General features: G+C 40.5%; 24 protein-coding genes and 1 tRNA gene. 10 read left to right on the top strand and 15 right to left on the bottom strand.

The window, feature by feature from the left end; genetic code table 11:
* Positions 1–114: 114 nt before the first annotated feature.
* The 5 genes from J4N24_RS05210 to J4N24_RS05190 all read right to left on the bottom strand — a co-directional run bounded on the left by J4N24_RS05210 (position 115) and on the right by J4N24_RS05190 (position 6,540).
* Positions 115–945, bottom strand: coding sequence for a prephenate dehydratase (locus J4N24_RS05210; RefSeq protein ID WP_207532604.1), 831 nt, complete (start codon positions 943–945; stop codon positions 115–117).
* Positions 946–1,144: 199 nt separating this feature from the next.
* Positions 1,145–2,416: an anthranilate synthase component I family protein gene (locus J4N24_RS05205; RefSeq protein ID WP_207532603.1), complete on the bottom strand. Its 1,272-nt coding sequence runs from the start codon at positions 2,414–2,416 to the stop codon at positions 1,145–1,147.
* Positions 2,417–2,433: 17 nt separating this feature from the next.
* Positions 2,434–3,708: an adenylosuccinate synthase gene (locus tag J4N24_RS05200; RefSeq protein WP_207532602.1), complete on the bottom strand. Its 1,275-nt coding sequence runs from the start codon at positions 3,706–3,708 to the stop codon at positions 2,434–2,436.
* Positions 3,709–3,727: 19 nt separating this feature from the next.
* Positions 3,728–4,201, bottom strand: coding sequence for a Fur family transcriptional regulator (locus tag J4N24_RS05195; RefSeq protein ID WP_207532601.1), 474 nt, complete (start codon positions 4,199–4,201; stop codon positions 3,728–3,730).
* Positions 4,202–4,311: 110 nt separating this feature from the next.
* Positions 4,312–6,540, bottom strand: a complete 2,229-nt coding sequence (locus J4N24_RS05190) for a RelA/SpoT family protein (protein ID WP_207532600.1) — start codon at positions 6,538–6,540, stop codon at positions 4,312–4,314.
* Positions 6,541–6,755: 215 nt separating this feature from the next.
* Here J4N24_RS05190 and J4N24_RS05185 point away from each other — a divergent pair, with 215 nt between their 5' ends.
* Positions 6,756–7,376 carry a DUF4294 domain-containing protein gene (locus J4N24_RS05185; protein WP_207532599.1) on the top strand — a complete coding sequence of 207 codons (621 nt, stop codon included), beginning with the start codon at positions 6,756–6,758 and terminating at the stop codon, positions 7,374–7,376.
* An 85-nt stretch (positions 7,377–7,461) separates the two neighbouring features.
* Positions 7,462–8,184 carry a bacillithiol biosynthesis deacetylase BshB1 gene (gene bshB1, locus J4N24_RS05180; protein ID WP_207532598.1) on the top strand — a complete coding sequence of 241 codons (723 nt, stop codon included), beginning with the start codon at positions 7,462–7,464 and terminating at the stop codon, positions 8,182–8,184.
* Between the two features lie 39 nt (positions 8,185–8,223).
* Here bshB1 and lat read toward each other — a convergent pair whose 3' ends face one another.
* The 3 genes from lat to J4N24_RS05165 form a co-directional block, all read right to left on the bottom strand.
* Positions 8,224–9,555, bottom strand: a complete 1,332-nt coding sequence (lat, locus tag J4N24_RS05175; protein WP_207532597.1) for an L-lysine 6-transaminase — start codon at positions 9,553–9,555, stop codon at positions 8,224–8,226.
* A 52-nt stretch (positions 9,556–9,607) separates the two neighbouring features.
* A complete protein-coding gene (locus tag J4N24_RS05170; protein WP_207532596.1) occupies positions 9,608–10,498 on the bottom strand; it encodes a 1-aminocyclopropane-1-carboxylate deaminase/D-cysteine desulfhydrase in 891 nt (296 codons plus the stop codon).
* A gap of 62 nt (positions 10,499–10,560) precedes the next feature.
* The gene (locus J4N24_RS05165) at positions 10,561–11,640 is read right to left on the bottom strand and encodes a DUF6588 family protein (RefSeq protein ID WP_207532595.1); all 1,080 of its coding nucleotides are present in this window, start codon (positions 11,638–11,640) and stop codon (positions 10,561–10,563) included.
* A gap of 202 nt (positions 11,641–11,842) precedes the next feature.
* Here J4N24_RS05165 and J4N24_RS05160 point away from each other — a divergent pair, with 202 nt between their 5' ends.
* The 8 genes from J4N24_RS05160 (at position 11,843) to obgE (ending at position 18,283) form a co-directional block, all read left to right on the top strand.
* Entirely contained in the window at positions 11,843–12,886 is a 1,044-nt protein-coding gene (locus J4N24_RS05160; RefSeq protein WP_207532594.1) for an RluA family pseudouridine synthase, read from the top strand.
* A 121-nt stretch (positions 12,887–13,007) separates the two neighbouring features.
* Positions 13,008–13,853 carry an aminotransferase class IV gene (locus tag J4N24_RS05155; protein WP_207532593.1) on the top strand — a complete coding sequence of 282 codons (846 nt, stop codon included), beginning with the start codon at positions 13,008–13,010 and terminating at the stop codon, positions 13,851–13,853.
* A gap of 87 nt (positions 13,854–13,940) precedes the next feature.
* Positions 13,941–14,186, top strand: coding sequence for a hypothetical protein (locus tag J4N24_RS05150; protein ID WP_207532592.1), 246 nt, complete (start codon positions 13,941–13,943; stop codon positions 14,184–14,186).
* A gap of 122 nt (positions 14,187–14,308) precedes the next feature.
* Complete coding sequence (locus J4N24_RS05145) at positions 14,309–15,223, top strand: SDR family oxidoreductase (RefSeq protein ID WP_207532591.1); 915 nt, start codon at positions 14,309–14,311, stop codon at positions 15,221–15,223.
* Positions 15,224–15,318: 95 nt separating this feature from the next.
* The gene (gene floA / locus J4N24_RS05140) at positions 15,319–16,302 is read left to right on the top strand and encodes a flotillin-like protein FloA (protein WP_207532590.1); all 984 of its coding nucleotides are present in this window, start codon (positions 15,319–15,321) and stop codon (positions 16,300–16,302) included.
* Between the two features lie 125 nt (positions 16,303–16,427).
* Positions 16,428–16,501 (top strand) — tRNA-Arg (locus J4N24_RS05135).
* A 75-nt stretch (positions 16,502–16,576) separates the two neighbouring features.
* The gene (locus J4N24_RS05130) at positions 16,577–17,149 is read left to right on the top strand and encodes an adenylate kinase (protein WP_207532589.1); all 573 of its coding nucleotides are present in this window, start codon (positions 16,577–16,579) and stop codon (positions 17,147–17,149) included.
* Between the two features lie 138 nt (positions 17,150–17,287).
* A complete protein-coding gene (gene obgE / locus J4N24_RS05125; protein WP_207532588.1) occupies positions 17,288–18,283 on the top strand; it encodes a GTPase ObgE in 996 nt (331 codons plus the stop codon).
* 24 nt (positions 18,284–18,307) lie between these two features.
* Here obgE and J4N24_RS05120 read toward each other — a convergent pair whose 3' ends face one another.
* The 7 genes from J4N24_RS05120 to J4N24_RS05090 all read right to left on the bottom strand — a co-directional run bounded on the left by J4N24_RS05120 (position 18,308) and on the right by J4N24_RS05090 (position 23,140).
* Positions 18,308–18,862: a WcaF family extracellular polysaccharide biosynthesis acetyltransferase gene (locus tag J4N24_RS05120; RefSeq protein ID WP_207532587.1), complete on the bottom strand. Its 555-nt coding sequence runs from the start codon at positions 18,860–18,862 to the stop codon at positions 18,308–18,310.
* Positions 18,863–18,884: 22 nt separating this feature from the next.
* Positions 18,885–19,469, bottom strand: coding sequence for an exosortase Y (xrtY, locus tag J4N24_RS05115; RefSeq protein WP_207532586.1), 585 nt, complete (start codon positions 19,467–19,469; stop codon positions 18,885–18,887).
* Between the two features lie 88 nt (positions 19,470–19,557).
* Positions 19,558–20,220, bottom strand: a complete 663-nt coding sequence (locus J4N24_RS05110) for a hypothetical protein (protein WP_207532584.1) — start codon at positions 20,218–20,220, stop codon at positions 19,558–19,560.
* Between the two features lie 320 nt (positions 20,221–20,540).
* Positions 20,541–21,200 carry a hypothetical protein gene (locus J4N24_RS05105; protein ID WP_207532583.1) on the bottom strand — a complete coding sequence of 220 codons (660 nt, stop codon included), beginning with the start codon at positions 21,198–21,200 and terminating at the stop codon, positions 20,541–20,543.
* Positions 21,201–21,427: 227 nt separating this feature from the next.
* On the bottom strand, positions 21,428–21,646 hold the full coding sequence (locus tag J4N24_RS05100) for a hypothetical protein (protein WP_207532581.1): 219 nt from the start codon (positions 21,644–21,646) through the stop codon (positions 21,428–21,430).
* Between the two features lie 98 nt (positions 21,647–21,744).
* A complete protein-coding gene (locus J4N24_RS05095) occupies positions 21,745–22,434 on the bottom strand; it encodes a DUF421 domain-containing protein (RefSeq protein WP_207532579.1) in 690 nt (229 codons plus the stop codon).
* A 25-nt stretch (positions 22,435–22,459) separates the two neighbouring features.
* Positions 22,460–23,140, bottom strand: coding sequence for a DUF421 domain-containing protein (locus J4N24_RS05090; protein WP_207532578.1), 681 nt, complete (start codon positions 23,138–23,140; stop codon positions 22,460–22,462).
* Positions 23,141–23,172 lie beyond the last annotated feature (32 nt).

Below are 23,172 nucleotides of genomic sequence, written 5' to 3'. Positions count from 1 at the left end.
TTTCTGCCGGCACTTCTAATCGCCTTTCGATGCTATCTTCTATATTTTTGTCTTTAGCTTAATCGCAACCCTTCTTACCTTTTCCCTTTCACCATTTACCTCTCACCAGCTCCCTTACACCTCATCGTTCTTTAGATACTCACCAAGAATGGTGAAATTAATCGTATATCGAAGTACTCTGCGTAAGGCCTCCTCATACTTCTTATGATCCAGCCACTCGATGTCCACGTAGAAATTGTATTGATTCCTTTTGCCCAGAACTGGCATCGACTGAATCTTACTCAGGTTGATTTCGTTTTCTGCAAATGCATCCAGTACTCGTACGAGCGAACCTACTTCGTCCGATACCTGAAAGGAGAAGGATGCTTTATTGGCTTTTTCTATTTGAATATCTTTATTATCTGTAAGGATAAGAAAGCGAGTATAATTCTTTTTATTTGTTTCAATACGGCGTTCCATCACCTGAAGGCCGTACATTTCTGAAGCTAATTTATTTGCTATTGCTGCTGTATCAGTTAACTGCTCATCACGTATACGTTTGGCGCAGGCAGCAGTGTCTGTACTTTCAACAATGTTCAGATGAGAATGCTCATTAAAGAAGTCATCACACTGGCGAATGGCGATAGGGTGGGATTCAACGCGCTTGATCTGGTCAAACGCAACACCCGGAAGTGCTAACAGATGAAGTTGAATATGAAGATAAACCTCACCGATAATTGTAAATTGGTAATCGCGGAGAAGAGTGTAATTTGGAAGAAGACTGCCTGCAATTGAATTTTCAATTGCCATCACCACAAAGTCCGCTTCTTTCCTTTTCAGTACGTCACATGTTTGTTTGAATGAATTACATTCAACTGTCTCTATGTCATTTCCAAAAAATTTTAATGCGGCTTCTTCATGAAACGATGCCTTGATCCCCTGTATGGCTACTCTTTTCTTCTCCATTTAGCTTAAAAAAAAAGTCCCGGCTGTTAGGCCGGGACTTTGTATATGAGTTCTTTTAGTCAAAACATATTAGTCCCGGCTTTTACCTAAAGTAGTAAAAGTATCCGAACCAATATGTAGTGTTGTTTAGCATTTCTATTTCCTTGTGCCAAAAGTAAATGTTTGATTTTGAATTGGCAAGGAGAAAATGAAAAAATGTTTAAGCGAGAGCTTTTAAAATAGCTTCAGCTTTAAGGAGACATTCTTCATATTCTTTCTCTGGTTTGGAAGCATAGGTGATCGCACTGCCTACCTGAAAAGAAAGGTATCTCGTCTTTGAATTATATAAAACGGAACGTATTACAACGTTGAAATCAAAATCACCCTCTGGCGAAAAATAGCCGATCGCACCGGAGAATGTGCCCCTCTTGCTTCGTTCAAAGGCTTCTATCAGTTCCATTGCTCGTAGTTTAGGGGCTCCCGTCATAGATCCCATGGGAAAAACTGCCTTTATGATTTCTGTATTATCTAATAAGGGATGAGCTTCGGAAACAATGGTTGAAATCATCTGATGTACTTGTCTGAAAGTATATATCCCAAATAACTCTTCAACTTTTACACTTCCGGCTTTAGAGCATTTCGTTAGATCATTTCTAACCAGATCTACGATCATCACATTTTCGGATTGTTCTTTCTGATTATTTCTCAGATCTTCTTTCAGTTGGAAGTCCTCCTTTTCGTCATAACTGCGTTTTGCGGTCCCTTTAATTGGTTGCGAAATCAGCTTACTACCCCGCCTGCACATAAATCTCTCCGGAGAAGCCGATAGAATGTAGTTGCCCTGGAATTTGAAGAAACATGAGAAAGGAGTAGGGGATATTTCCTTCAGCTTTTGATAGGTTTCCTCTGGGTGGAATTCCATACCTTTTGAATAGAATTCCTGGCAAAGGTTCATCTCATAAATGTCTCCCCTTAATATATGCTCTCTTACTTTTTCAACTGTCAGGCAGTATTCATCGTAATTGAAACGGCTTTTTAATTCAAAAGATACTGATTCCTGAACTGGCACCGAGGTTATTTGCTGGGAATTTATAATCTTATATACCTCATCTCCGTCCATCGAATTCAGAAATACCTGGTTCCCCTGTAGTTTTATGAGGTGTTTGGGTTCGAAAAAGAACAGGTCCGGAAATTGAAGTTCATCCTTATTATGAGAATTTAGATCTTCAAGGTCATTTTTTAGATCGTAACCAAGAAACCCGATCCCCCATTTGCAGGGTTTAATAAAGGAACTCAGTCGATTAAAAGCATTTTTTGAGGAGGATTTTATTTCCCTAACCGAGCCTGCAGCAATAAGAAGATCAAAGGAAGAGTAAGGGTCTGGGTAGGAATTGGAATCAAAATAACAGGCTGTTTCAAATGAAACAGCCCATTGAAATGCTTTTTTTTTAAATATAAGAAGCTCTTCCGGAGAAAGATTGTATATTTTCATAACCGGAAAAGGCAGCTTTAGTTCAGTACCAGGGTTTGAACACGATCTGGCCCAACTGAAAGATATTTTACAGGGACACCAACGTGCTTTTCGATATACTGTACGTAAGCAGCTAATTTTTCAGGAATTTCAGCAATAGTTTTTATTCCTGTTAGATCTTCATTCCATCCATCAATCTCTTCGTAAACAGGTTTCGCTTCTACAGAACAAATATCATATGGCATGTAATCGATTTTCTCACCGTTGTAATCATAATGAGTACAGGCGTAGATCTTGTCGAAACCGCTTAGTACATCTGCTTTAGTCATAACCAGCTCCGTAACACCGTTGATCATGATCGCATATTTTAATGCAGGAATATCGATCCATCCGGTACGACGTGCGCGACCAGTAGTAGCACCAAATTCGTGACCAATACGGCGTAATTCTTCTCCAACTTCATTATCAAGTTCCGTTGGGAAAGGGCCTCCGCCCACGCGTGTACAATAGGCTTTGAAGATACCAATAACGGCACCGATCTTATTAGGGGCAATACCTAAACCTGTACAGGCTCCGGCTGTAGTAGTATTAGATGAAGTAACGAAAGGGTAAGATCCAAAATCAACATCTAATAAAGTTCCTTGTGCTCCTTCAGCCAGAACGGTTTTGCCTTCTCGTAAATACTGATTTACCAGATGCTCGCTGTCCACCTGTGGTATACCTCTAAGATATTCAATAGCATCAAAGAATGCTGCTTCTTTCTCAGAAAAGTCAGGTACTTCACCGTAATGCTCCAAAATAGATTTGTGCTTGTTCACTAACTTCTCATACTTTTCTTTGAAATTAGTAAGCATGATATCACCCACACGTAAGCCATTGCGACCTGTTTTATCCATGTAAGTTGGTCCGATACCTTTTAAGGTAGAACCAATTTTGCCTTCACCCATCTTGCTCTCCGATGCAGCATCAAGTAGCTGGTGAGTTGGAAGAATTAGGTGTGCTTTACGGGCAATAACCAGTTTGCCTTCAGCAACAGGGTCAAAGCCACTTTTCTTAAGGTTTTCAAGCTCTCTTCTGAGGATAATAGGATCAATAACAACACCACCACCGATCAGGTTCATGGTTTTCTCGTTAAAAATACCTGAAGGAATAGTGTTCAGAACATATTTCTGATTGTCAAATTCCAACGTGTGTCCAGCATTTGGACCGCCCTGAAATCTTGCAATAAGATCATATTTAGGGCTTAAAACGTCAACGATTTTGCCTTTACCTTCGTCTCCCCACTGGAGCCCTAAGAGTACATCAACAGCCATTAATTTATTTATAAGGGTATTAATTTTTTACGTAAGAGTCGCAGAAACCTTCTTTCAGTTTTCCGCAGTTACCATAGAGGTTGAGGGAGTGATGTTTTATGTCAAACTTCAATAGATCTCCCATCATACTTTGTATTTGTCCAACACGCGGATCACAAAATTCAACTACCTTACCGCAGTCGATGCATATGATGTGATCGTGTTGTTTGTATCCGTAAGATTTCTCGAACTGGGCCATATTTTTACCAAACTGGTGTTTGGTTACCAGGTCACAGGCAACAAGTAATTCGAGAGTATTATAAACAGTTGCCCTGCTTACACGGTACTTTTTATTTTTCATGTGGATGTACAAGGATTCCACATCGAAGTGATCTGTTCTTGAATAGATTTCTTCCAGTATAGCAAAACGTTCGGGTGTTTTCCTAAGGTTTTTATTCTCAAGGTAAGCCTCAAAAATCTTTTTAACCATTGCTATAGTTTCTTCTACGGGCATAAACGGTGCTTAACAGCTTCCAAAGTTATCCAAAAAAATAGGAATATATCAAAAAAGATGAATTAGGTTTTAAACATAGTGCAAATCCTAATCTCAACGCCATTAAATTATTATGAGGCCTTGTGCATTGCAGATTCTGATTCAAATCTCGTAACAGACGTAACTCCTCTAACCTGGCGCAGTTTCTTGATAAGGTTTTCCAGATGCTGCGTATCATTTACATAGACCATAATTGAACCTTCGAAAATCCCTTCGTCGCTATCAACAGTTATAGACCGCATATTAACTTTGAAATCATTTGAAATTACTGTAGTGATCTTATTAATCAGACCTACCTCATCGATCCCGGTAATACGCAAACCTGTTAAGAAGGCTAGTTCTTTCTGAGAAGTCCACTTAGCTTTAACTACGCGGTACCCGTAATTCGCCATTAATTTAGTTGCGTTAGGACAATTTGTTCTATGGATCTTAATACCATCATTAATGGTGATAAAACCAAAAACATCATCTCCGGGGATAGGGTTACAGCAGCTTGAAAGTTTATAATCGATCTTCTGCAGGTCTTCACCAATGAGTAGCGTATCGCTGTCTTTGGTTTTTACCTTGTTCATAATGCCCTCCAATTGAGCAGCCTCAATGGTTTTCGGACTATTTTGTTCTACGGTACGTTCTGATGACTGGAACTCCTTTAGATCCTTCAGATCGATCTTGCCCAGAGCTACATTATAGAACAGATCCAAAGTGTTTTGGAATTTAAAGTAGAAGGCGATCTTATGTATATTATCTGAGTTGTAGGTTATCTTAAGCGATTTGAGCTTTCGTTCCAGTATTTCTTTTCCTTCTTCGGCAACCCTACGCTTCTCCTCCTTTAGGCTCGACTTGATTTTGGACTTTGCTTTTGCTGTAACAACAAAATTCAGCCAATCTTCTTTGGGGGCCTGCTTGCTGGAAGTGATGATCTCTACCTGATCGCCATTTTGCAGCTTATAGCTAAGTGGAACAAGCTTATGATTTACTTTTGCTCCGATACAACGAGCACCGAGATCAGAGTGAATTTCAAAAGCAAAATCCAGCGCTGTAGCATCGGTAGGTAATTGCATCAATGCTCCCTTAGGAGTAAAAATGAAGATCTCATCAGAGAACAAGTTCATTTTGAAATCGTCGAGGAAGTCTAATGCATTCGAATCCGGATTCTTCAGCATTTCCCGTACTTTGTGGATCCATTGATCGAGACCGCTGTCTGAAGACGACTCTTTATACTTCCAATGAGCTGCAAAGCCTTTTTCCGCAATCTCGTTCATCCTCTGTGTACGAATCTGTACTTCTACCCACTGACCTTTTGGCCCCATAACGGTTGTATGTAGCGACTCATATCCGTTACCTTTGGGAGAGGATACCCAATCTCTCAATCGATCAGGATTTGGCCTATAAAGATCTGTAACGATAGAATAAGCCTTCCAGCAATCTGCTTTTTCGTTTTCAAGCTTACTGTCTAGTATTATACGGATAGCAAAAAGGTCATATACTTCCTCAAAAGGAATACCTTTTTTGCGCATTTTATTCCAGATGGAATGAATTGATTTGGGCCGGCCGTAAACTTCCGCCTTTAGCTCCTGATCGTGAAGGATTTCCCTGATCGGCTCAACGAAAGTTTTGATGTAGAGCTCTCTTTCTGCCTTTTTCTCGTTCAGTTTTCTTGCGATGAACTTGTAGGTTTCAGACTCCATATATTTCATGGAGAGGTCTTCCAATTCCGACTTTATGGCATAAAGTCCTAACCGGTGAGCAAGGGGAGCATACAAGTAAACTGTTTCAGAAGATATTTTCAGCTGCTTATCCCTGGGCATAAACTCCATGGTACGCATATTATGGAGCCTGTCTGCTAATTTTATCAGGATCACCCTAACATCGTCTGCAAGGGTAAGCAGCATTTTTCTGAAGTTCTCTGCTTGTAATGAGCTGTTATAATCAAATACTCCGGAAATTTTGGTAAGACCATCTATAATTCGTGCTACCTTTTTTCCAAACTCTCGTTCTATATCGTCCAGAGTAATTGCGGTATCCTCGACAACATCATGAAGGAGGGCACAAACGATTGAAGTGGTACCAAGTCCAATCTCTTCGGCAGCAATTTGGGCTACGGCAATCGGATGGTATATATAGGGCTCGCCGGATTTACGCCGCATGTCTTTATGACTATCGAGTGCCATATTGAAAGCCTGCCGAATAAGGCGCTTGTCGCCTTTCTGTAAAGTGGCTTTACTCGCCTTTAAGAGCGCTCTGTAGCGTTTGAGGATTTCCTTCTTTTCAGCTTCCAGGTCTATCACTAATTCCTTCATATTCAATTTTTAAGTCTTTGTCATAAAAAAACAATGACTTATAATTTTCTTAATCTTTTAGGGTTACTATTCCGTATATTGATATATTAATTATAAACGACCCTCGGTGCAAAGTACAAAATTTTTTATTACAACATAATGTGCTAAGACCTTCCGCTCGTTTCAGTAATTAACATTGTTTAGATATTAAGGTGTATTTTTGTTCTTTCTAAAATATGAAAAAAAATCTGTTACTAACCGTTTTTTCATTGTTTTTGACCTTCTCGTTATACGCGCAGTTTGATCCAAAGGCGAAGGGGGAAAATGATACGATCAGAGTTGCAATTACCAGAACTGATAATGGAGAGGTGATGCCCTGGATCGTTCTTCGTGAAGTGCCGATTCGTGCTTTCAGAACTTATCCCTCTGCGGAAGCAAGGATGCAATTTAACAGGTTGAGGTATAACGTACTTAAAGTAATGCCTTACGCTGTTTTTGCAAGAGAACGCTATAGAAGATTAAACGAACAATTAGCTGTAACACCAAATAAAAGAGAGCAAAGACGTCTGGTGAAAGCCTGCGAAAAAGAGATCAAAGATATGTTCAACCGCGAGGTGAAGAATATGTCCATCAGTCAGGGCGAAATTCTTATAAAGCTTATCGATAGGGAGACAGGTCGAACTACTTACGAGTTGGTGAAGGATCTGAAAGGCGGTTTGACAGCCTTCTTTTATCAATCCGTGGGTAGTGTGTTTGGCCATAACCTGAAACAGCGATACGACCCGCAGCAAGAAATGCAGATAGAAAGTATTCTACAGTCTTCAGGGTACTACGGTATTCCTACTGCCAGATTGTAATCATTTTATTATTTTGACAAAGCAGGAGCGATCTTTGCTTATGTTTGATCCCTGATTATTAATAGTCAGGGATTTTTTTATTTACATGAAGTTAGACATTCTCGTATTTGCTGCCCATCCTGATGATGCAGAGCTAGCTTGTTCAGGAACATTGCTGAAATATAAGGCTGAAGGAAAGAAAGTTGGAATAATTGACCTTACCCGGGGAGAGCTGGGGACGCGTGGCTCTGCTGAGTTAAGAAAGGAAGAGGCAGCTGCAGCAGCGCAGATTTTGGGTTTGGATATCCGTGAGAACCTCTGTATGCGCGATGGTTTTTTTCGTAATGATGAAGAGCATCAGATGCACATCATTCAAAAGATCAGACAGTACCAACCTGAAATTATCCTCGCTAACGCACTACATGACCGTCATCCGGACCATGGAAGGGCTGGCGCTTTATTGACTGATGCCAGCTTTTTATCAGGCTTGCCCAAAATACAAACCTCACTTAATGGCGAAAGTCAGCAAGCCTGGAGACCACGTCTGTTCCTTCAATTTATCCAGGATGCTTACATTGAACCTGACATAGTAATTGATGTATCCGGATTCTGGGATACGAAGGTAAAGTCTATCCAGGCATATAAGTCACAGTTTTTTAGCGCCGATTATACTAAAGATGAACAGCAAACCTATATTTCGAGTCCTCAATTTATGCATGTGATTGAAGGACGGGCAAGAGAATTTGGAAAACACATTGGAGCAGCATTCGCAGAAGGGTATACTTCTAAGAAGCTTTTGGGAGTGGATGATCTTTTTAACCTAAGGTAAAAGGAGAATTACCACCTTAAATTTTTCACCTTAGATTTCTTAAATAGCTGTCAATACCTTTTTCATGACGTCTATTCCGGCCTCGATATCCTCTTCTTTGATAATGAGGGCAGGGCGGAATCGAATGGAGGAAGTGCCGCAACCAATAAACATGACATTGTTTTCCATGCCTTTGCTGATAAATTTATCCCGGTAGATTTTGTTCGGGAAATCAAAAGCGCTTAGAAGTCCGTATCCTCTTACATTGCTAATTATTGAAAATTCAGCTGAAAGGTCTTTCAACCTTTTTTGAAGGTACAACCCTGTTTTGGTAGCATTATCCAGCAAACTGTCTTTTTCAATGATCTTTAGAATCTGCGAACTCCGGACCATATCAACAAGGTTGCCACCCCAGGTGGAGTTGAGCCGCGATGGTACGCTAAATACGTTGTGTTCTACTTCGTCAACTTTTGAGGACACGAGAATGCCGCATACCTGCATTTTTTTACCGAAAGCGACGATGTCAGGGCGCGCTTTCTCTCCGAAGTGTTCATGGCACCAAAATTTCCCTGTAAGTCCGACTCCTGTTTGTACTTCATCATATATCAGAAAGCACTCATTCTCATCAGCAAGCGTTCTCAACTGTTCTAAAAATTCCTTCCGAACATGATTGTCGCCACCTTCAGCCTGTACAGGTTCGATAATAATTGCACAGATGTCGTCTTTATTCTCGGCAAAAGCTTGTTTGATCTGTAAAATGCTCTTCTTTTCCCGGCCTATCAGATCAGCAAGATTATCTTGATCTAAAGGGAAATGAACAGCCGGTGTACTTACCCTGGGCCAGTCGAACTTTGCAAACCACTTGGTTTTGTCAGGATGGGTATTGGTTAAACTTAGCGTATAACCTGTTCTACCATGGAAGGCATGTTCAAAGTGTATAACTTTAAATCCTTTCTCCTCCGTATAGCCCTTCCTGAAATTCTTTTGAACTTTCCAGTCCATTGCTGTTTTAAGAGCGTTCTCAATAGCTAATCCTCCTCCGGCAATAAAGAAGGCATGAGGAAGGTAATCCGGAATTCCAATACCTGCGAAAGTCTGAACAAATTCCGCGTATTGCTGCGTATAGATATCTGAGTTTGAAGGGTTGCCCAACGCCGCCAGCATTAGATTTTTCTTAAACTCTTCATCATTAAGCATATCCGGATGATTGTATCCCAGCGGAACTGAGGCAAAACAAGTGAAAAAGTCCAGCAGTTTACGCTCGTATTTCGAGTCGTACATGTAAACTCCCTGACTCTTCTCTATATCGTAGATCAGGTCGTAACCATCGGCCAAAATATGCTTGCCTAGTACTTTATGAACGTCTTGGGGTGGAATATTTAGCTCGTACATAATTCCGTTTTAAGCAAATGTAGAGATTCAATCAAGAGAAAGGATAGCTCATTTAAAATTTAAATTTTTCCTTCATTCCAAGGATCCCGAACAGTCCTCCTGTATGGATCGCCAGGACTTTACTTCCAGGCTTGATCTCACCTTGAGCTACAAGATCTTCAACGGCATATAGCATCTTTCCTGTATATACAGGCTCGATTATAATTCCGGTAGAGCTGGTAAAACGCTTTACAAATTCAATTAGTTCAGGTTGAGTCTTTGCATAACCGCCAAAATGATAGTTGCTATGGAATTGAAAGGGATGATCTATTATCAGGAGCTCTTTTATTTGAGACTCCAGGAAATCTGCTCCCTTTAATACCGGAACTACATGTACCTGGGGCGTATTTGCAAATTTTATAATGCCGTTAATTAAACCTGCAGCTGTGGTGCCTGTTCCAGCAGCAACGAAAATATGATCGTACGTTTCTTTTAATTCTGATATGATTTCAGAACACCCTTCTGCGGCTTCAGGCCCAGATCCTCCTTCATTAATAAAATAAGCCGCAGCGTCTGGTCCAAAATGTGTTACAAAAAGCCCTCTTTTGTCGAGATAGTCTTCTCTACGAGTAAAGATAAGTTGCATGCCGAACATGCGACAGAAAAAGAGAATATCACTTGGTATATCTTCACCTCTCACAAAGGCAGTGCTTTTGAATCCAAATCTGGCAGCTGCGCAAGCGGTAGCAAGTAAGTGATTTGACCAAACCCCTCCAAATGTAACAAGGTGGGTCTTATTCTCCTGCCTCGCTTTAATAAGGTTATACTTAAGCTTACGCCATTTATTCCCAGAAATGAAAGGGTGTATCAGATCATCACGTTTCAAGCTTAGCTGAACATTGTATTCCTCGACTTCAGGAAGGATGATCTTATCCTCCGGACTATAAATTTCGAAATCAAACATTGTGGAAACAAAAAAAGCTCCTTTGCAGGAGCTTTTAAAATATAAATTAACCTTAAAAATCCTTATTTACCGAAACCAAGGCCAAGACCTAAGTTTACATAGTTGTATGCACCCAGGGTGTAAGAACCATAAACACGGAACAATAGTAAGTTAACGGTTAAACCAGCACTCGCTTTGAAGTTGTTAACATATTTCTCGTTGATGCTGACCGGGTCTTTTGTTGTTGAATAGTTAACGATTCCGGCAGTAGAAGTTCCCGTAGATCCTGACGCATATTCATACGTGCCTTTAATTCCTGCATCAGTTGTTGATGTTTGATATCCTACCGCTACAAATGGAACGAATAAAAGAATCTTTTTAGATAAAATAGCCTCAGCATTAATTCCTGAGAACTTAGCTTCTACTTTCTGATCATCATATATTTTTCCGTTATGATCTTTTACTTCCAGATCATAGGTGTATTTGAACTGGCTCCATCCTAAAGCAACAGCTAAATCAAAAGGAACCAGCTTGTTCACCTTTTTAGAAGCAAATCTCAATGGTTGAAATTTAATACCCCCACCGATCATGCTAAATTCTCCGAAATCTGGAGGTGCAATTGGGGGCAGATATCTTACTGTCGCTTCAAATCCTTTAACCAGTCCAATACTAGCCTGTAGCTGTGGTGCAGGAATAGCTGATTGAGTAGGGTTTAGGCCTTGAGGTAGTTTAATTGTTACATTTTGAGTGCCATTCTTTATTGGTTGCCCATTTTCATTTAATACCACCATAGTAGGACCCTCTACATCTTCTCCTGCAATAGTTGGAGAAATAACGTTAGCTGGATCAGCAGGTCTCAATCTTTTTAATCCTAGCGTTGTGACGTCAAATGATTTGTCTTTACCCGGTATAATAGCTCCCGTTACACCCACTCTGAACTCAAATTTTCCAAGTTGTTTAACACTTCCTGTATTGGTCCATCCTGAATTTAAACCTAAACCCACCCCTTTGAAGAAAGGATTTAGATAAGCTTTAGCCAAAGCTGTAGCGTCTTCAGGAGAGCCAGCTATCAATTGTCCGATCTCTTCCTGAGCGAACGAAGACGTAGAACAAGCCATACTGCTCATTAAAAGCAAGGCACTAACTTTAGTAGAAAGTTTCATCAAATTAATTTAATTAATGGTATATATTATAATTATTCAGCCTCTCACCCAGGCTGTTAGAATTACGTGATGCTCACGTAATTTATTTTAGTTCAGCGCTATAAAGGTCTTAAAAAAAAGTTAAAACAAAAATAGCTTTTATTGGTATTGGTGAACTTTCTATTCTTCATTATTTATAACCACTAAAGTTTAATTTTGCAGCATGTCAGAAGAGTTGGAGTTCCTTGAGCCTGAAGAACAGGATTTGTATGAGCATTTGAGGTTAGTGGTCGATAAGGGCCAGTCTTTACTTCGCATTGACAAGTTTCTGATGCACAAGGTTGAAAATGCATCCCGTAACAGGATTCAAAATGCAATAGAAGCAGGCAGTGTTCTTGTGAATGAAAAGCCGGTTAAGTCAAGTTATAAAGTCAAACCTCTTGATGTCATCTCAGTGGTTTTGCCTCATCCTCCGCGGGATACAGAAGTTTATCCCGAAAATATTCCTTTAAATATTATTTACGAAGATGACGATGTACTAATGTTGAATAAGCCAGCCGGGATGGTAGTACATCCAGGTTATAATAATTATACGGGAACATTAGTTAATGGCTTGGTGTATCACTTTCAGCAATTGCCACAGTTACCGGGTAATGATGGGCGTCCGGGCTTAGTGCATCGTATAGATAAGGATACTTCAGGCTTGCTGTTGATCAGTAAAAATGAAAAGTCTATGGCTTATCTGGCCAAACAGTTCTTCGACCACAGTATTGCCCGGAAGTATAACGCTCTTGTATGGGGAGATTTGGCCGAAGATGGAACCGTGTCAGGTTATATCGGCCGAAGTCTGCGGGACAGGAGGGTTATGGATATTTATGACGATGAAGACAAAGGGAAGTGGTCTGTCACTCACTATAAAGTACTGGAACGATTTGGTTACGTTACATTGATCGAGTGCCAGCTCGAAACGGGTCGAACCCACCAGATAAGGGCGCATATGCAACATATCGGACATCCCTTATTTAATGATGCAACCTATGGTGGCGATAAGATCTTGAAAGGAACAGTATTCAGTAAGTATCGGCAGTTTATCGACAATTGTTTTGAAATTATTCCTCGTCAAGCTTTGCATGCCCGCTCTCTCGGGTTTGTGCATCCTTCAACACGAGAGTTTATCCATTTCGAGTCGGACTTGCCAGAAGATTTTCAAGGTGTTTTGGCTAAATGGCGTTCCTATACCGCGGCCAACAGGCCTGAAGAAGCTTAAAAACTAGTTCTTAATAAATGATTATTTATAAAGCCATTAACATCATAATATTTAATTTTACAGCTCGCCAGGTTTAATGTGACTTAGAAGTAGATCTATTCACCCGACCGGCTGGGAGACTATGAATTTTATCAATTACAACGGAAATATTTATCCTGCAGACCAGGCTGTTCTAACCATATCAAATCGCAGTTTCAGATATGGAGATGGTTTGTTCGAATCCATGCGGGTCATCAAAGGAGAGCTGTTGTTTGCAGAATTGCATGCAGAACGGTTGCAAAAAGGCCTTAATGCCCTAAAGTTTGAAGGCGCCTCGCAAATGAACGCAGAGTTCCTGAAAGAGAAAATAGCCGAACTACTTAGTAGAAATCAGTATGGCGATAACGCACGGGTACGGATAACAGTGTACAGGGATGGAGATGGGCTTTACAGTCCTGAAAGTAATCGTCTGGCTTATGCAATTGAAATGACTAAGTCAAATGAAACCTATTTCCTTCAAAATGCCCGGGGCTTGATCGTCGATGTATATCAGGAGGTAACAAAGCCTGTTAACTTTCTCTCCAATCATAAGACCTGTAACTCTCTTCCTTTTGTAATGGCGGGCTTGTATCGTAAGCAGCATTCGCTTGACGAAGTATTTATCCTGAATCAATATGGATTTCTTTGCGAAGCCATGAGTTCAAATGTGTTTGTTTTTTACGATAAACAGATCTATACGCCTGCCTTAAGTGAAGGATGTATCGCAGGTGTAATGCGAGCGGTAGTTATGGATATTGCAGAGGAAATGGGTATGCCCGTGATCGAAGCGCAAATAAATCCCGAGATCCTTAACGCTGCTGATGAAGTGTTTCTTACTAATGCCTCCCGTGGTATTCAATGGGTGATGGGTTTCAATAACAAAAGATATTTCAACAAGCTTTCAAAAGAGCTACTTGATACGCTCAACGCCCGTATCTGGCAAGGTTAGGTCTGCTATTAAAGGTTAATTAGGATTGTGCTCTTACTGGCATGTTTATTGTTTTATAGGTATAAATACTTGTGAAAATTTATACCTATGAAAACTTTAAAGCGACTAGGCAAAGCCGAAATTTGGATGGCGGCAGTGCTGATTACAATCAATATAATTTTCGGTGGCGGCGAAACTGCTTATGCCCAAACATCAGTGCCTGACAGGGTAGAGGTGAATATTAATACAAACGACGGAGGTTGGTACGCACAGCCCTGGGTATGGATTGTTGGAATAGCGCTATTTATAATTGTAGTTATTGCAATTACCCGTGCAGGAAGCAGGGAATTTTAATCGCCTCGTGTCACCAAGATCACCAGCAGTTTTAGATATAGAGGATAGCTGAGTTTCTGCCTATACTTTTTTCTTTATTCCAGCAATGTTGATATTTGAAGAGATTTAACATCTTTGGATAAATGAAAACAGTGCTTATAACAGGCAGCAACGGCCTCCTTGGACAAAAACTGATCTCTGTCGCCCGCAACTCTGATTCAATAAAACTTATCGCTACCTCAAAGGGCCCAAACCGTTATCCCTTTCCGGATGGTTATCACTATGCTGAAGTTGATATTTCTGATGCCGGGTCAATAGAAAAGGCCATAGCCTTATACCAGCCGGATGTTATTATTAATACGGCAGCTATTACCAATGTAGATACCTGCCATGTGGAAAGGGATCTCTGTAGAAAAGTCAATGTAGAGGCTGTTAAGAATCTCGTAGAGGTTTGCGAACGATATAAAATTCATCTCATTCATTTGTCGACTGATTTTGTTTTTGATGGAAAGAACGGGCCCTATACTGAAGATGCCACTCCCAATCCAGTTAGTTATTATGGAGAAAGTAAACTCGATGCAGAAGATCTTGTCAGGAAATCCAGCAGTAAGTGGGCTATTATCCGTACAGTATTAGTTTATGGCCTGACCGAAAATATGAGTCGTTCAAACATTGTGCTTTGGGTGAAATCATCACTTGAAAAAGGAACCCCAATAAAAGTAGTTAATGATCAATGGAGAACTCCCACTTTAGCGGAAGACCTTGCTTTGGGTTGTCTACTTGCCGCGGAAAAGGAAGCACAAGGAATTTATCACATCTCGGGTAAGGATACCGTAACCATACTTGAAATGGCTGAGAGAGTTGCTGATTTCTGGCGACTCGATAAATCTTTAATTTCCCCCGTCTCTTCTAAATCCCTTAATCAGGAAGCCGTAAGACCTCTGAAAACCGGTTTTATCCTTGATAAAGCTACCCGTACTTTGGGCTATTCTCCCAAAAGCCTGGAGGAAGGCTTTAAGCTGTTGGATAAACAGATGAAAGGATTAATATCTAAATAGCGTTTGGTAAGGGATTTATTTTAAGTTTATGACGATAAACTGTAGTTTTATACAATAAGCTTTACAAGAAAATTTAACAACATAAATCTTTCATAATGGATAACACATCTTTATTATTAACAGTAGTTGGAGCTGTAATTGCTCTTTTTATATTCTTATACGTCCTGCCGGTGAACCTTTGGTTTACTGCTCAGCTTTCTGGAGTAAGGGTTAGCCTTCTGAATTTGTTCCTGATGCGATTAAGAAAAGTATCACCTTCACTGGTTGTAAATGCCATGATAACTTCTACTAAGGCTGGGCTAAACATTACTTCGAATGATATAGAAACGCATTTTTTGGCAGGTGGTAATGTAAATAACGTAATTAAAGCGTTAATTTCTGCTGATAAAGCGAATATTCCCCTTGATTTTAAACTGGCAACAGCAATCGATCTGGCAGGTCGTGATGTGTTTGATGCAGTTCAGTTATCTGTAAATCCCCGGGTTATAAATACTCCTCCGGTGGCTGCTGTAGCTAAAGATGGTATCCAACTAGTTGCAAAGGCAAGAGTAACAGTAAGGGCAAATATTAATCAGCTGGTAGGTGGAGCCGGAGAGGAGACTATATTAGCCAGAGTAGGAGAAGGTATTGTTACCACAATTGGTTCCTCGACCAACCATAAGCAAGTTCTTGAGAACCCTGACAGGATTTCAAAGGTTGTATTAGACAAGGGTCTTGACAGTGGTACAGCCTTCGAAATTCTTTCTATTGATATTGCCGATATTGACATTGGTGATAATATCGGAGCTAAATTGCAGGCTGACCAGGCTGAAGCTGACCTGAAGGTGGCAAATGCCAGAGCTGAAGAGCGTAGAGCGATGGCAGTGGCCTTAGAACAGGAGATGCGTGCAAAAGCACAGGAAGCAAGGGCAAAAGTAATAGAGGCAGAGGCCCAGCTACCTTTAGCAATGGCAGAAGCCTTTCGCTCAGGAAATCTGGGGATAATGGATTATTACAAAATGGAAAACCTGAAGTCTGATACCGAGATGCGCGATTCTATCGCTAAACCCCATCAGGGAAAGGGTAAACAGGGAAATTAATTGAATTTTTTTTTTCTTTGTTTTTCAGTTACTTAGCCCCTATATGGGGCTAAGAGTTAAAAAAAACTTAAAAAGAATTTCATTCTTACGAAACAAGCGCTATCTTTGCAGCACAATAAAGAAACGGACTTGTAGCTTAATTGGATAGAGCATCTGACTACGGATCAGAAGGTTAGGGGTTCGACTCCCTTCAAGTCCACAAATAAATAAAAGCCTTTTCGTCCAGTATCGGAAAGGCTTTTTAATTTTAAATCAATTTCGAATAACAATCTGAATGCTTAATCTAGTGTTATTTGGCCCTCCGGGTGCCGGTAAGGGAACTCAATCCCAAAAGCTTATTGAAAAATACCAGCTTGTTCACCTGTCAACAGGAGATATTCTAAGAAACGAAATCGCAAATGGAACTGAACTTGGACTTGAAGCTAAAAAGTTGATGGATCAAGGTGTCCTGGTTCCTGATGAAGTGGTTATTGGAATGATCAGTAATAAGCTTGATGCAAATAAAGATGCGAAGGGTTTTATTTTTGACGGGTTTCCTAGAACAGTTGCACAAGCAGAAGCCCTGGATGTTCTTCTGAATTCGAAAGAAACAGCTATCTCAGGCATGGTTGCCCTTGAAGTGAACGACCAGGAACTAGAGACTCGCTTATTATTACGCGGTAAAGATTCAGGCCGCCCAGACGATGCAAATCCTGAGATCATCCGCAAACGTATAGAAGAGTACAACACTAAAACTGCTCCTGTAGCTAACTTCTACAAATCACAGGGTAAATATGTAAGTATTAATGGAATTGGTAGCATTGAAGGTATTTTCGATGAGCTAACAAAAGTTATCGATTCTTTCTAATATTTACCAATCAGATATTTAGCGGATATGAAGAGAACCTTCTATCCGCTTTTTTGTATCTAAAACACAGGTGTTGCTTAAAATGTATCAGGGCTGAGTAGCTTATCACCAATACAAAATCTCCTCAAAGGCTAAAAGATGTCGCAAGGTTCAAATTTCGTTGATTACGTAAAGATCTGTTGTCGTTCAGGACACGGAGGTTCTGGTTCTTCTCATTTACACCGGGACAAGCACACAGCTAAGGGTGGCCCGGATGGCGGAGACGGAGGGCGTGGAGGTCATATCGTTTTAAAGGGGAGTACCCACATATGGACTTTACTTCATTTAAAGTACAGAAAGCATGTTATCGCGGAAAACGGAGAATCAGGGGGAAGTGCCCTTAGAACAGGTAAGAATGGTAAGGATGAAATTCTCGAAGTTCCTCTTGGTACCATCGCAAAGAATGCAGAAACAGGGGAGGTCCTTTTTGAAATAACTCAGGATGGAGAAACGAAAGTTTTAACTGCCGGTGGCAGGGGCGGACAAGGAAACTGGCATTTTAAAACGCCTACTTTACAAACACCGCGCTTCGCTCAGCCAGGAGAACCTGGTAAGGAAGAGTGGATAGTTTTGGAATTAAAGGTGCTGGCAGATGTTGGGTTAGTTGGTTTTCCAAATGCTGGTAAGTCAACCTTGCTGTCTGTAGTTTCAGCAGCTAAACCAGAAATAGGAGATTATCCCTTCACTACAATTGTTCCAAACCTGGGTATAGTTTCATACCGTAGTAATAGATCCTTCGTAATGGCTGATATTCCCGGGATAATTGAAGGGGCATCAAAAGGTAAGGGATTGGGACTACGCTTCTTGCGTCATATAGAACGAAACTCTGTCCTTCTTTTCCTGGTCCCCGCTGATACCAGCCGGAGTATTAAGGAAGAATATGAGATATTATTGCATGAGCTGGAGGAATATAATCCCGAGCTAATGCATAAGCCAAGAGTGCTTGCAGTAAGTAAATCTGATTTATTGGATGAAGAATTGATGCAAGAGATGAAACAGGAATTTCCTGAACTTCCCTGTGTATTTATCTCATCGGTAGCACAAAAAGGCTTAATGGAGCTGAAGGATATGTTATGGAAAGCGATTGAAGGATAAATCTACGTGAAAATAAGAGAGCGGCTAATAAGCCATTACCCGTTCTCTTATTTTTATAGCAGGATTACCTTGATAAACAGAATAAGCCTCGAGATTTTTAGTGGCCACAGAACCAACAGTAAGGATACTGTGAGAAGCACAAACCACACCTGGACAGACTGTTGCTTTAGCCCCAATCCAAACCCCTTCTTCTAATACGATTCCACCTACGATCAAATCAAATTCTTCTTTCTTGAAATTATGGTTTCCGGTAAGTAATAATGCACCCTGTGATATGCATGCATTGTCTCCAATCCTGGTCTCGGTAAGATTATCGATCCAAACATCTTCGCCGATCCAAACATAATTACCCACCTCAAGCAGCCAGGGGTATTTTACACTTACTCCAGGTTTTATATTTACACCCTTTCCGATCTTCGCCCCGAAAAGTTTAAGGAAGAACACTTTGATGCCGCTCGAAAAAAAAATATGTGATTTGATGAAAAGTGCATTGATCCATATCCATAACAATCGCTTAATTGGCCCTGCTTTTGGTGAGTACCATGAATTATTGTATCGCGATAAGTCTGTTTTGCGCATTCTATTTCCTTGCTTTTTAATACTACGATGAACCCTCCATCGAATTCAAATTATCCTCACGGGTTTTTCGTGCCCAAAAATAGATAAAGCCAAGTAATATCAGGTATAGAATGATATTGAATAGGTCATGATGATCAATTACACCTCTGAATATGGATCCTCTCCAGTAAAGAGCAAGCATAATGAAGCGTATAATATTCATCATTTGGATCAGTAGAAGCCCTGCGGGAAGGAACCATAGTTTAGACTGCAAGGGCTTTGGCCAAGCAACTACAAAGGCGGTAAAAAAGCTCATGATCCCGTATCCCAGGCACGAATAAACAATTATCACCCCTCCGTGTCCCGATACCCGCAACCAGAAGTCAGTACTAAAAGTAGTGTATCCAAATTTCTGCAATATCCATTCGCTGGTTTGTATAAGGATATGCCTTAAGCCGGAAATATAATCAAAATGCTTCTGCAGGAACGGAGCATATAAAGCTCCACCTTTGGCACTTAGGCCAATCAGTAGTAAATTTAAATAGTAAAGAAAGGCAAAGGAGCCTGCCAACAGGATTAAAAATCTGTAAACCTGGTCCTGCCATACCTTTTGAAGAAGAGCGTTCATTGTAAAAAAGCAAATAATGGGTTTAACGAAAGTTAGAGTATGGGGTTTCAATTATTATTTACCTTTCCAACCCATCACAGCTTTCCGCTTAGAAGAACCTAGTAGGACCGAACTTATATTTCAAACTAATCGTCAGCGTATTGTACATGTCATTCCTGCTTCCGGGAGTAGAGTATCCGTCAACCTGATCGCCTAAAACAAAATTGTATTGGTAACGAATTGAAGCTATTACTCTTTGTCCAAACCCTGAATTGTCTATTCCTGTACTTAAAGGTACGAAAACATCCTTGTTCGTGTTAGATCCTCCAAAAACAGGATTATTTGCCTGACGGTAGATCTGAGTTTGATTATTTCGAATGATTCCCAGACCAGCGGAGGCAAACAGACCGGCTATCGCTTTGCTAAAACTCGATTGGCCGGAATGGTGGCTACTATAGTTATCCGTAAACTCACCCATGTATAGTTTCACGCTTAGGGAGCCTGTCCTGTAGCTATTGCTGAATTGGCGTTTGTTCCCTATATCCTGGCCTGACATGGTGCCAGCTTGGCCTTCCAACACTCCTGCTAAATAAGGGCTGAAATAGTATTCTGCGTTGGCAAGATAAGTCCTTTTCGCCTGGGATGATTGAAGGTCTCCGCGCATTTGGGTGATTCCCGCTCCGGCTCCTATACTAATTTTACGATAGTCTTTTTGCGCAAATAAGACCGGGGGAAATATGAATAGAAGTAATAGGGTAGAGTTTTTTCTCATAGGATGTGTGTGTTTTATAAGTAGATGTTCACTAATAGGTATAAAAATGTGCCAAAAGAACCAAAATGCACAGGGGGGCCTATTGGAAGTGTATAAATGCCCGAGATCTGGAAAATGTCCAGGTTGGAGTACATGTGATGATGCCCGGTAGTGCTAAATAAACAACAGGAATGGGAGACTTCGACTGGTATCTCTGCAAATGAAGGAAGCATAAAATTCCATTGCAAGTCTCCTCACCTCTGATTAGTATCAAAGTTATTAAAAAAGAAACCCCTGATAAATCAGAGGCCCTTTATCATCATTGCAATTTATTTAACGACTTAGTAAATTCCTACTGCTCCAAACCTGAATTTTACACTCAATGTTACCGCACTATAGAAATCACGCTTGCTACCTGCCGGAGAGTACCCGTCAAGCTGATCGCCCATTGTAAAATGAGCCTGATAAGAAATTCCGGTAATGAGGCGGGAATCAAAGCCTGAATTATCAATCCCAATAGTAACAGGAATGGCCGGATCAATGCTCTTATCTGCACCATAAGTACTCTCATTATTTATATCCCTGAAGATATTTTTCTGATTGCTTGCAACTATGCCAACCCCTGTACCTGCGAATACTCCTTTTACAATATTTTGGACGATAGCTTTGCTTCCGGTAGGATATCCCCGTTGACGCATAAATTGTCCGGCATGAACACGGGTAACGAAGAAGAGTGATTTAAAATGATTTTGGTAAAAGCGGGAATCATTTCCTGCCCCGTAAAATTTACCCGACTGCATTTCTAAACCGCTTTGCACATATGGGCTAAAAAAGTAATCCGCATTGGCAGAAACAAGATCTTTTGAGCTTGAGCTGGGTAAATCTCCCTGATTCTTTGTAAGGCCTGCACCCAGACCAAAGCTGAACTTGTAATAATTACGTTGGGAAAATGTAAGGAATGGCAATAGCATTACCATAACAAGGGTAAATGTTTTTTTCATAGTGGTAGACTTGAAAGTAGATGTTTGTAAAGTTAAGAAATTCTCATGAATGAGAAGATTTCTCTTTGGATAATTTTCGTTTTTAAACAGTTCTATTTACACATTTGTAAAAAATAGCAGAAAACGATTGCGGATTGAACAAATTGATCTTTAAAAAACGAACGGTCGGGAACCTCCCGACCGCTACATCTACCTATGAAAAACTATCCTGTTGAGCAGGATAAATCTTAAATATCTTTTGGTGCATCCTTAACAGGTTGCACGGGTTGTTCACTTGTTTCTTTTGATTCTGCTGGAGGCGGTTGAAAGTTAGCTTCTTCTTTGTTATAATCCAAATCCTCAGGTTTCAATACGGCTTCTTCATCATCCTGGGGATGCTTAATCTCTTTGCGTACGGAATCTTTCGGCTCAAACTTCTCCGGTTTATCGCTTTGGTTGTTAATCATTAGTTTTAATACTATAACTCTAGAAAAATTAAATTGTTTTAATGCGCTGTTATTATTTGTTATACAAAGGTTTAGATTTCTCTATTCGAGTCAAAAACCTAAAAGTAAGCCTCTTTCCATTGAATTTCACCACATCGTTCACATGGGCTTTCGGTATTGCCTGGCATCGTCCTTTGATTTCCGCATTCGTTACACACGGCTGTTGATGCATCAGTTTTTTGCATTTGTTGAAATTCCCTATCATACTGCGGTAGGATAGAGAGACCTGGTTGTGGCTCTTTCTCTTTTACGAGAGTAAAGGAGCCGCTTGCCTCCAGGTACAATCGTTTAACTTGTCCAAGACTTGTTATCGAATTTGATCTGAGCTGAGCAAACAAACGCTCCCGGGTGATCCTGTTATTCTTCATTTTAGCCAGATCCATCTTCCCATCCGAAACCAGGATCGATAGTTTGTCCTGAGTGATGGCTTCAATCTTTTGTGATTTGCCGTTTAGTAAGGTGACAATCCATTGTACCGACACCACAATAACTGCAATCACAACAGACGGTAAAAGGCCTCTTTCTGGAGTCATTAGTGGTACCCCTATTGCAGCGGCCAAAGACACCATCGCTATAAGCTCATTTCTACTCAGTTGAGAGGCCATTCTTTTTCCCATTAATCGCATGGAAATCATTAGAAGGATATATATAAATAGTGTTCGGATGATTAGCTCAATAAAAAAGCCTCCAGGGACTTCCCCGATTAATATTCGTCTCCAATCATCAAGATGGATTTGATATGGTTCCATAAGAAAATACTTTTTTTAAATGTGCTTACTTGGTCACTGCTACGGTCCATTGCTTTTGGCCGCAATTTTCACAATTATTATCAGCGTGGATAGATGTATTTCCACAATTAAAGCATGCTACCAAATGGTCTTTTTGTAAATAATCTCCCAGCTCCTGATCTTTTTCGGGAAGTAGCGGTAAACCCGGTTTTACATTATCTTCCTTAAAAATACTCATAACACCACATCCTTCAAGATAAGCCCTTTTGACTGTTCCAAGGTTATAGATGTCGCGTCGGCGCAATTGTGCAAACAGTTCCTGCCGTGTTAGTCTTGTCTCATTCAAGCCCTCGAGATGAATCTTCCCATCCTTTACCAGCAAGCTGGAATGCCCCTGACTTATTTTTTCAAAAGTTGAACTATTATAGCCCCAGAGATTGAAACCTCTATAAAAGAGTAAGGCAATAATGAGTACTAGTATGCCCTCGAGTATGCCTTTCTGTGGATCTTGCATGGGGGAAGAAATAATAGCTCCCAAGGTTACCATAACAGCAGTTTCTGATAGGGTAAGTTGTCCGCTCATCCTTTTACCCAGCAGCCGGACAATAATAAGCAGCGCCAGATAGATAATGGCTGACCTGATGAGAACTTCTAACAGGAACTCTGCCGGGGCTTCTCCAAGAAGTATACGATTCCAATCAAGAGCCTGAATGTCTTTTTTTTCCATAGTAAACCTTTGCTGGCATGTATAATGCCAAA

This window comes from Desertivirga arenae, from assembly GCF_017355785.1.
GTDB classification, from domain to species: domain Bacteria; phylum Bacteroidota; class Bacteroidia; order Sphingobacteriales; family Sphingobacteriaceae; genus Desertivirga; species Desertivirga arenae.
Note: the sequence above shows the minus strand (reverse complement) of the source record. Positions and strands in the feature narration are given on the sequence as shown.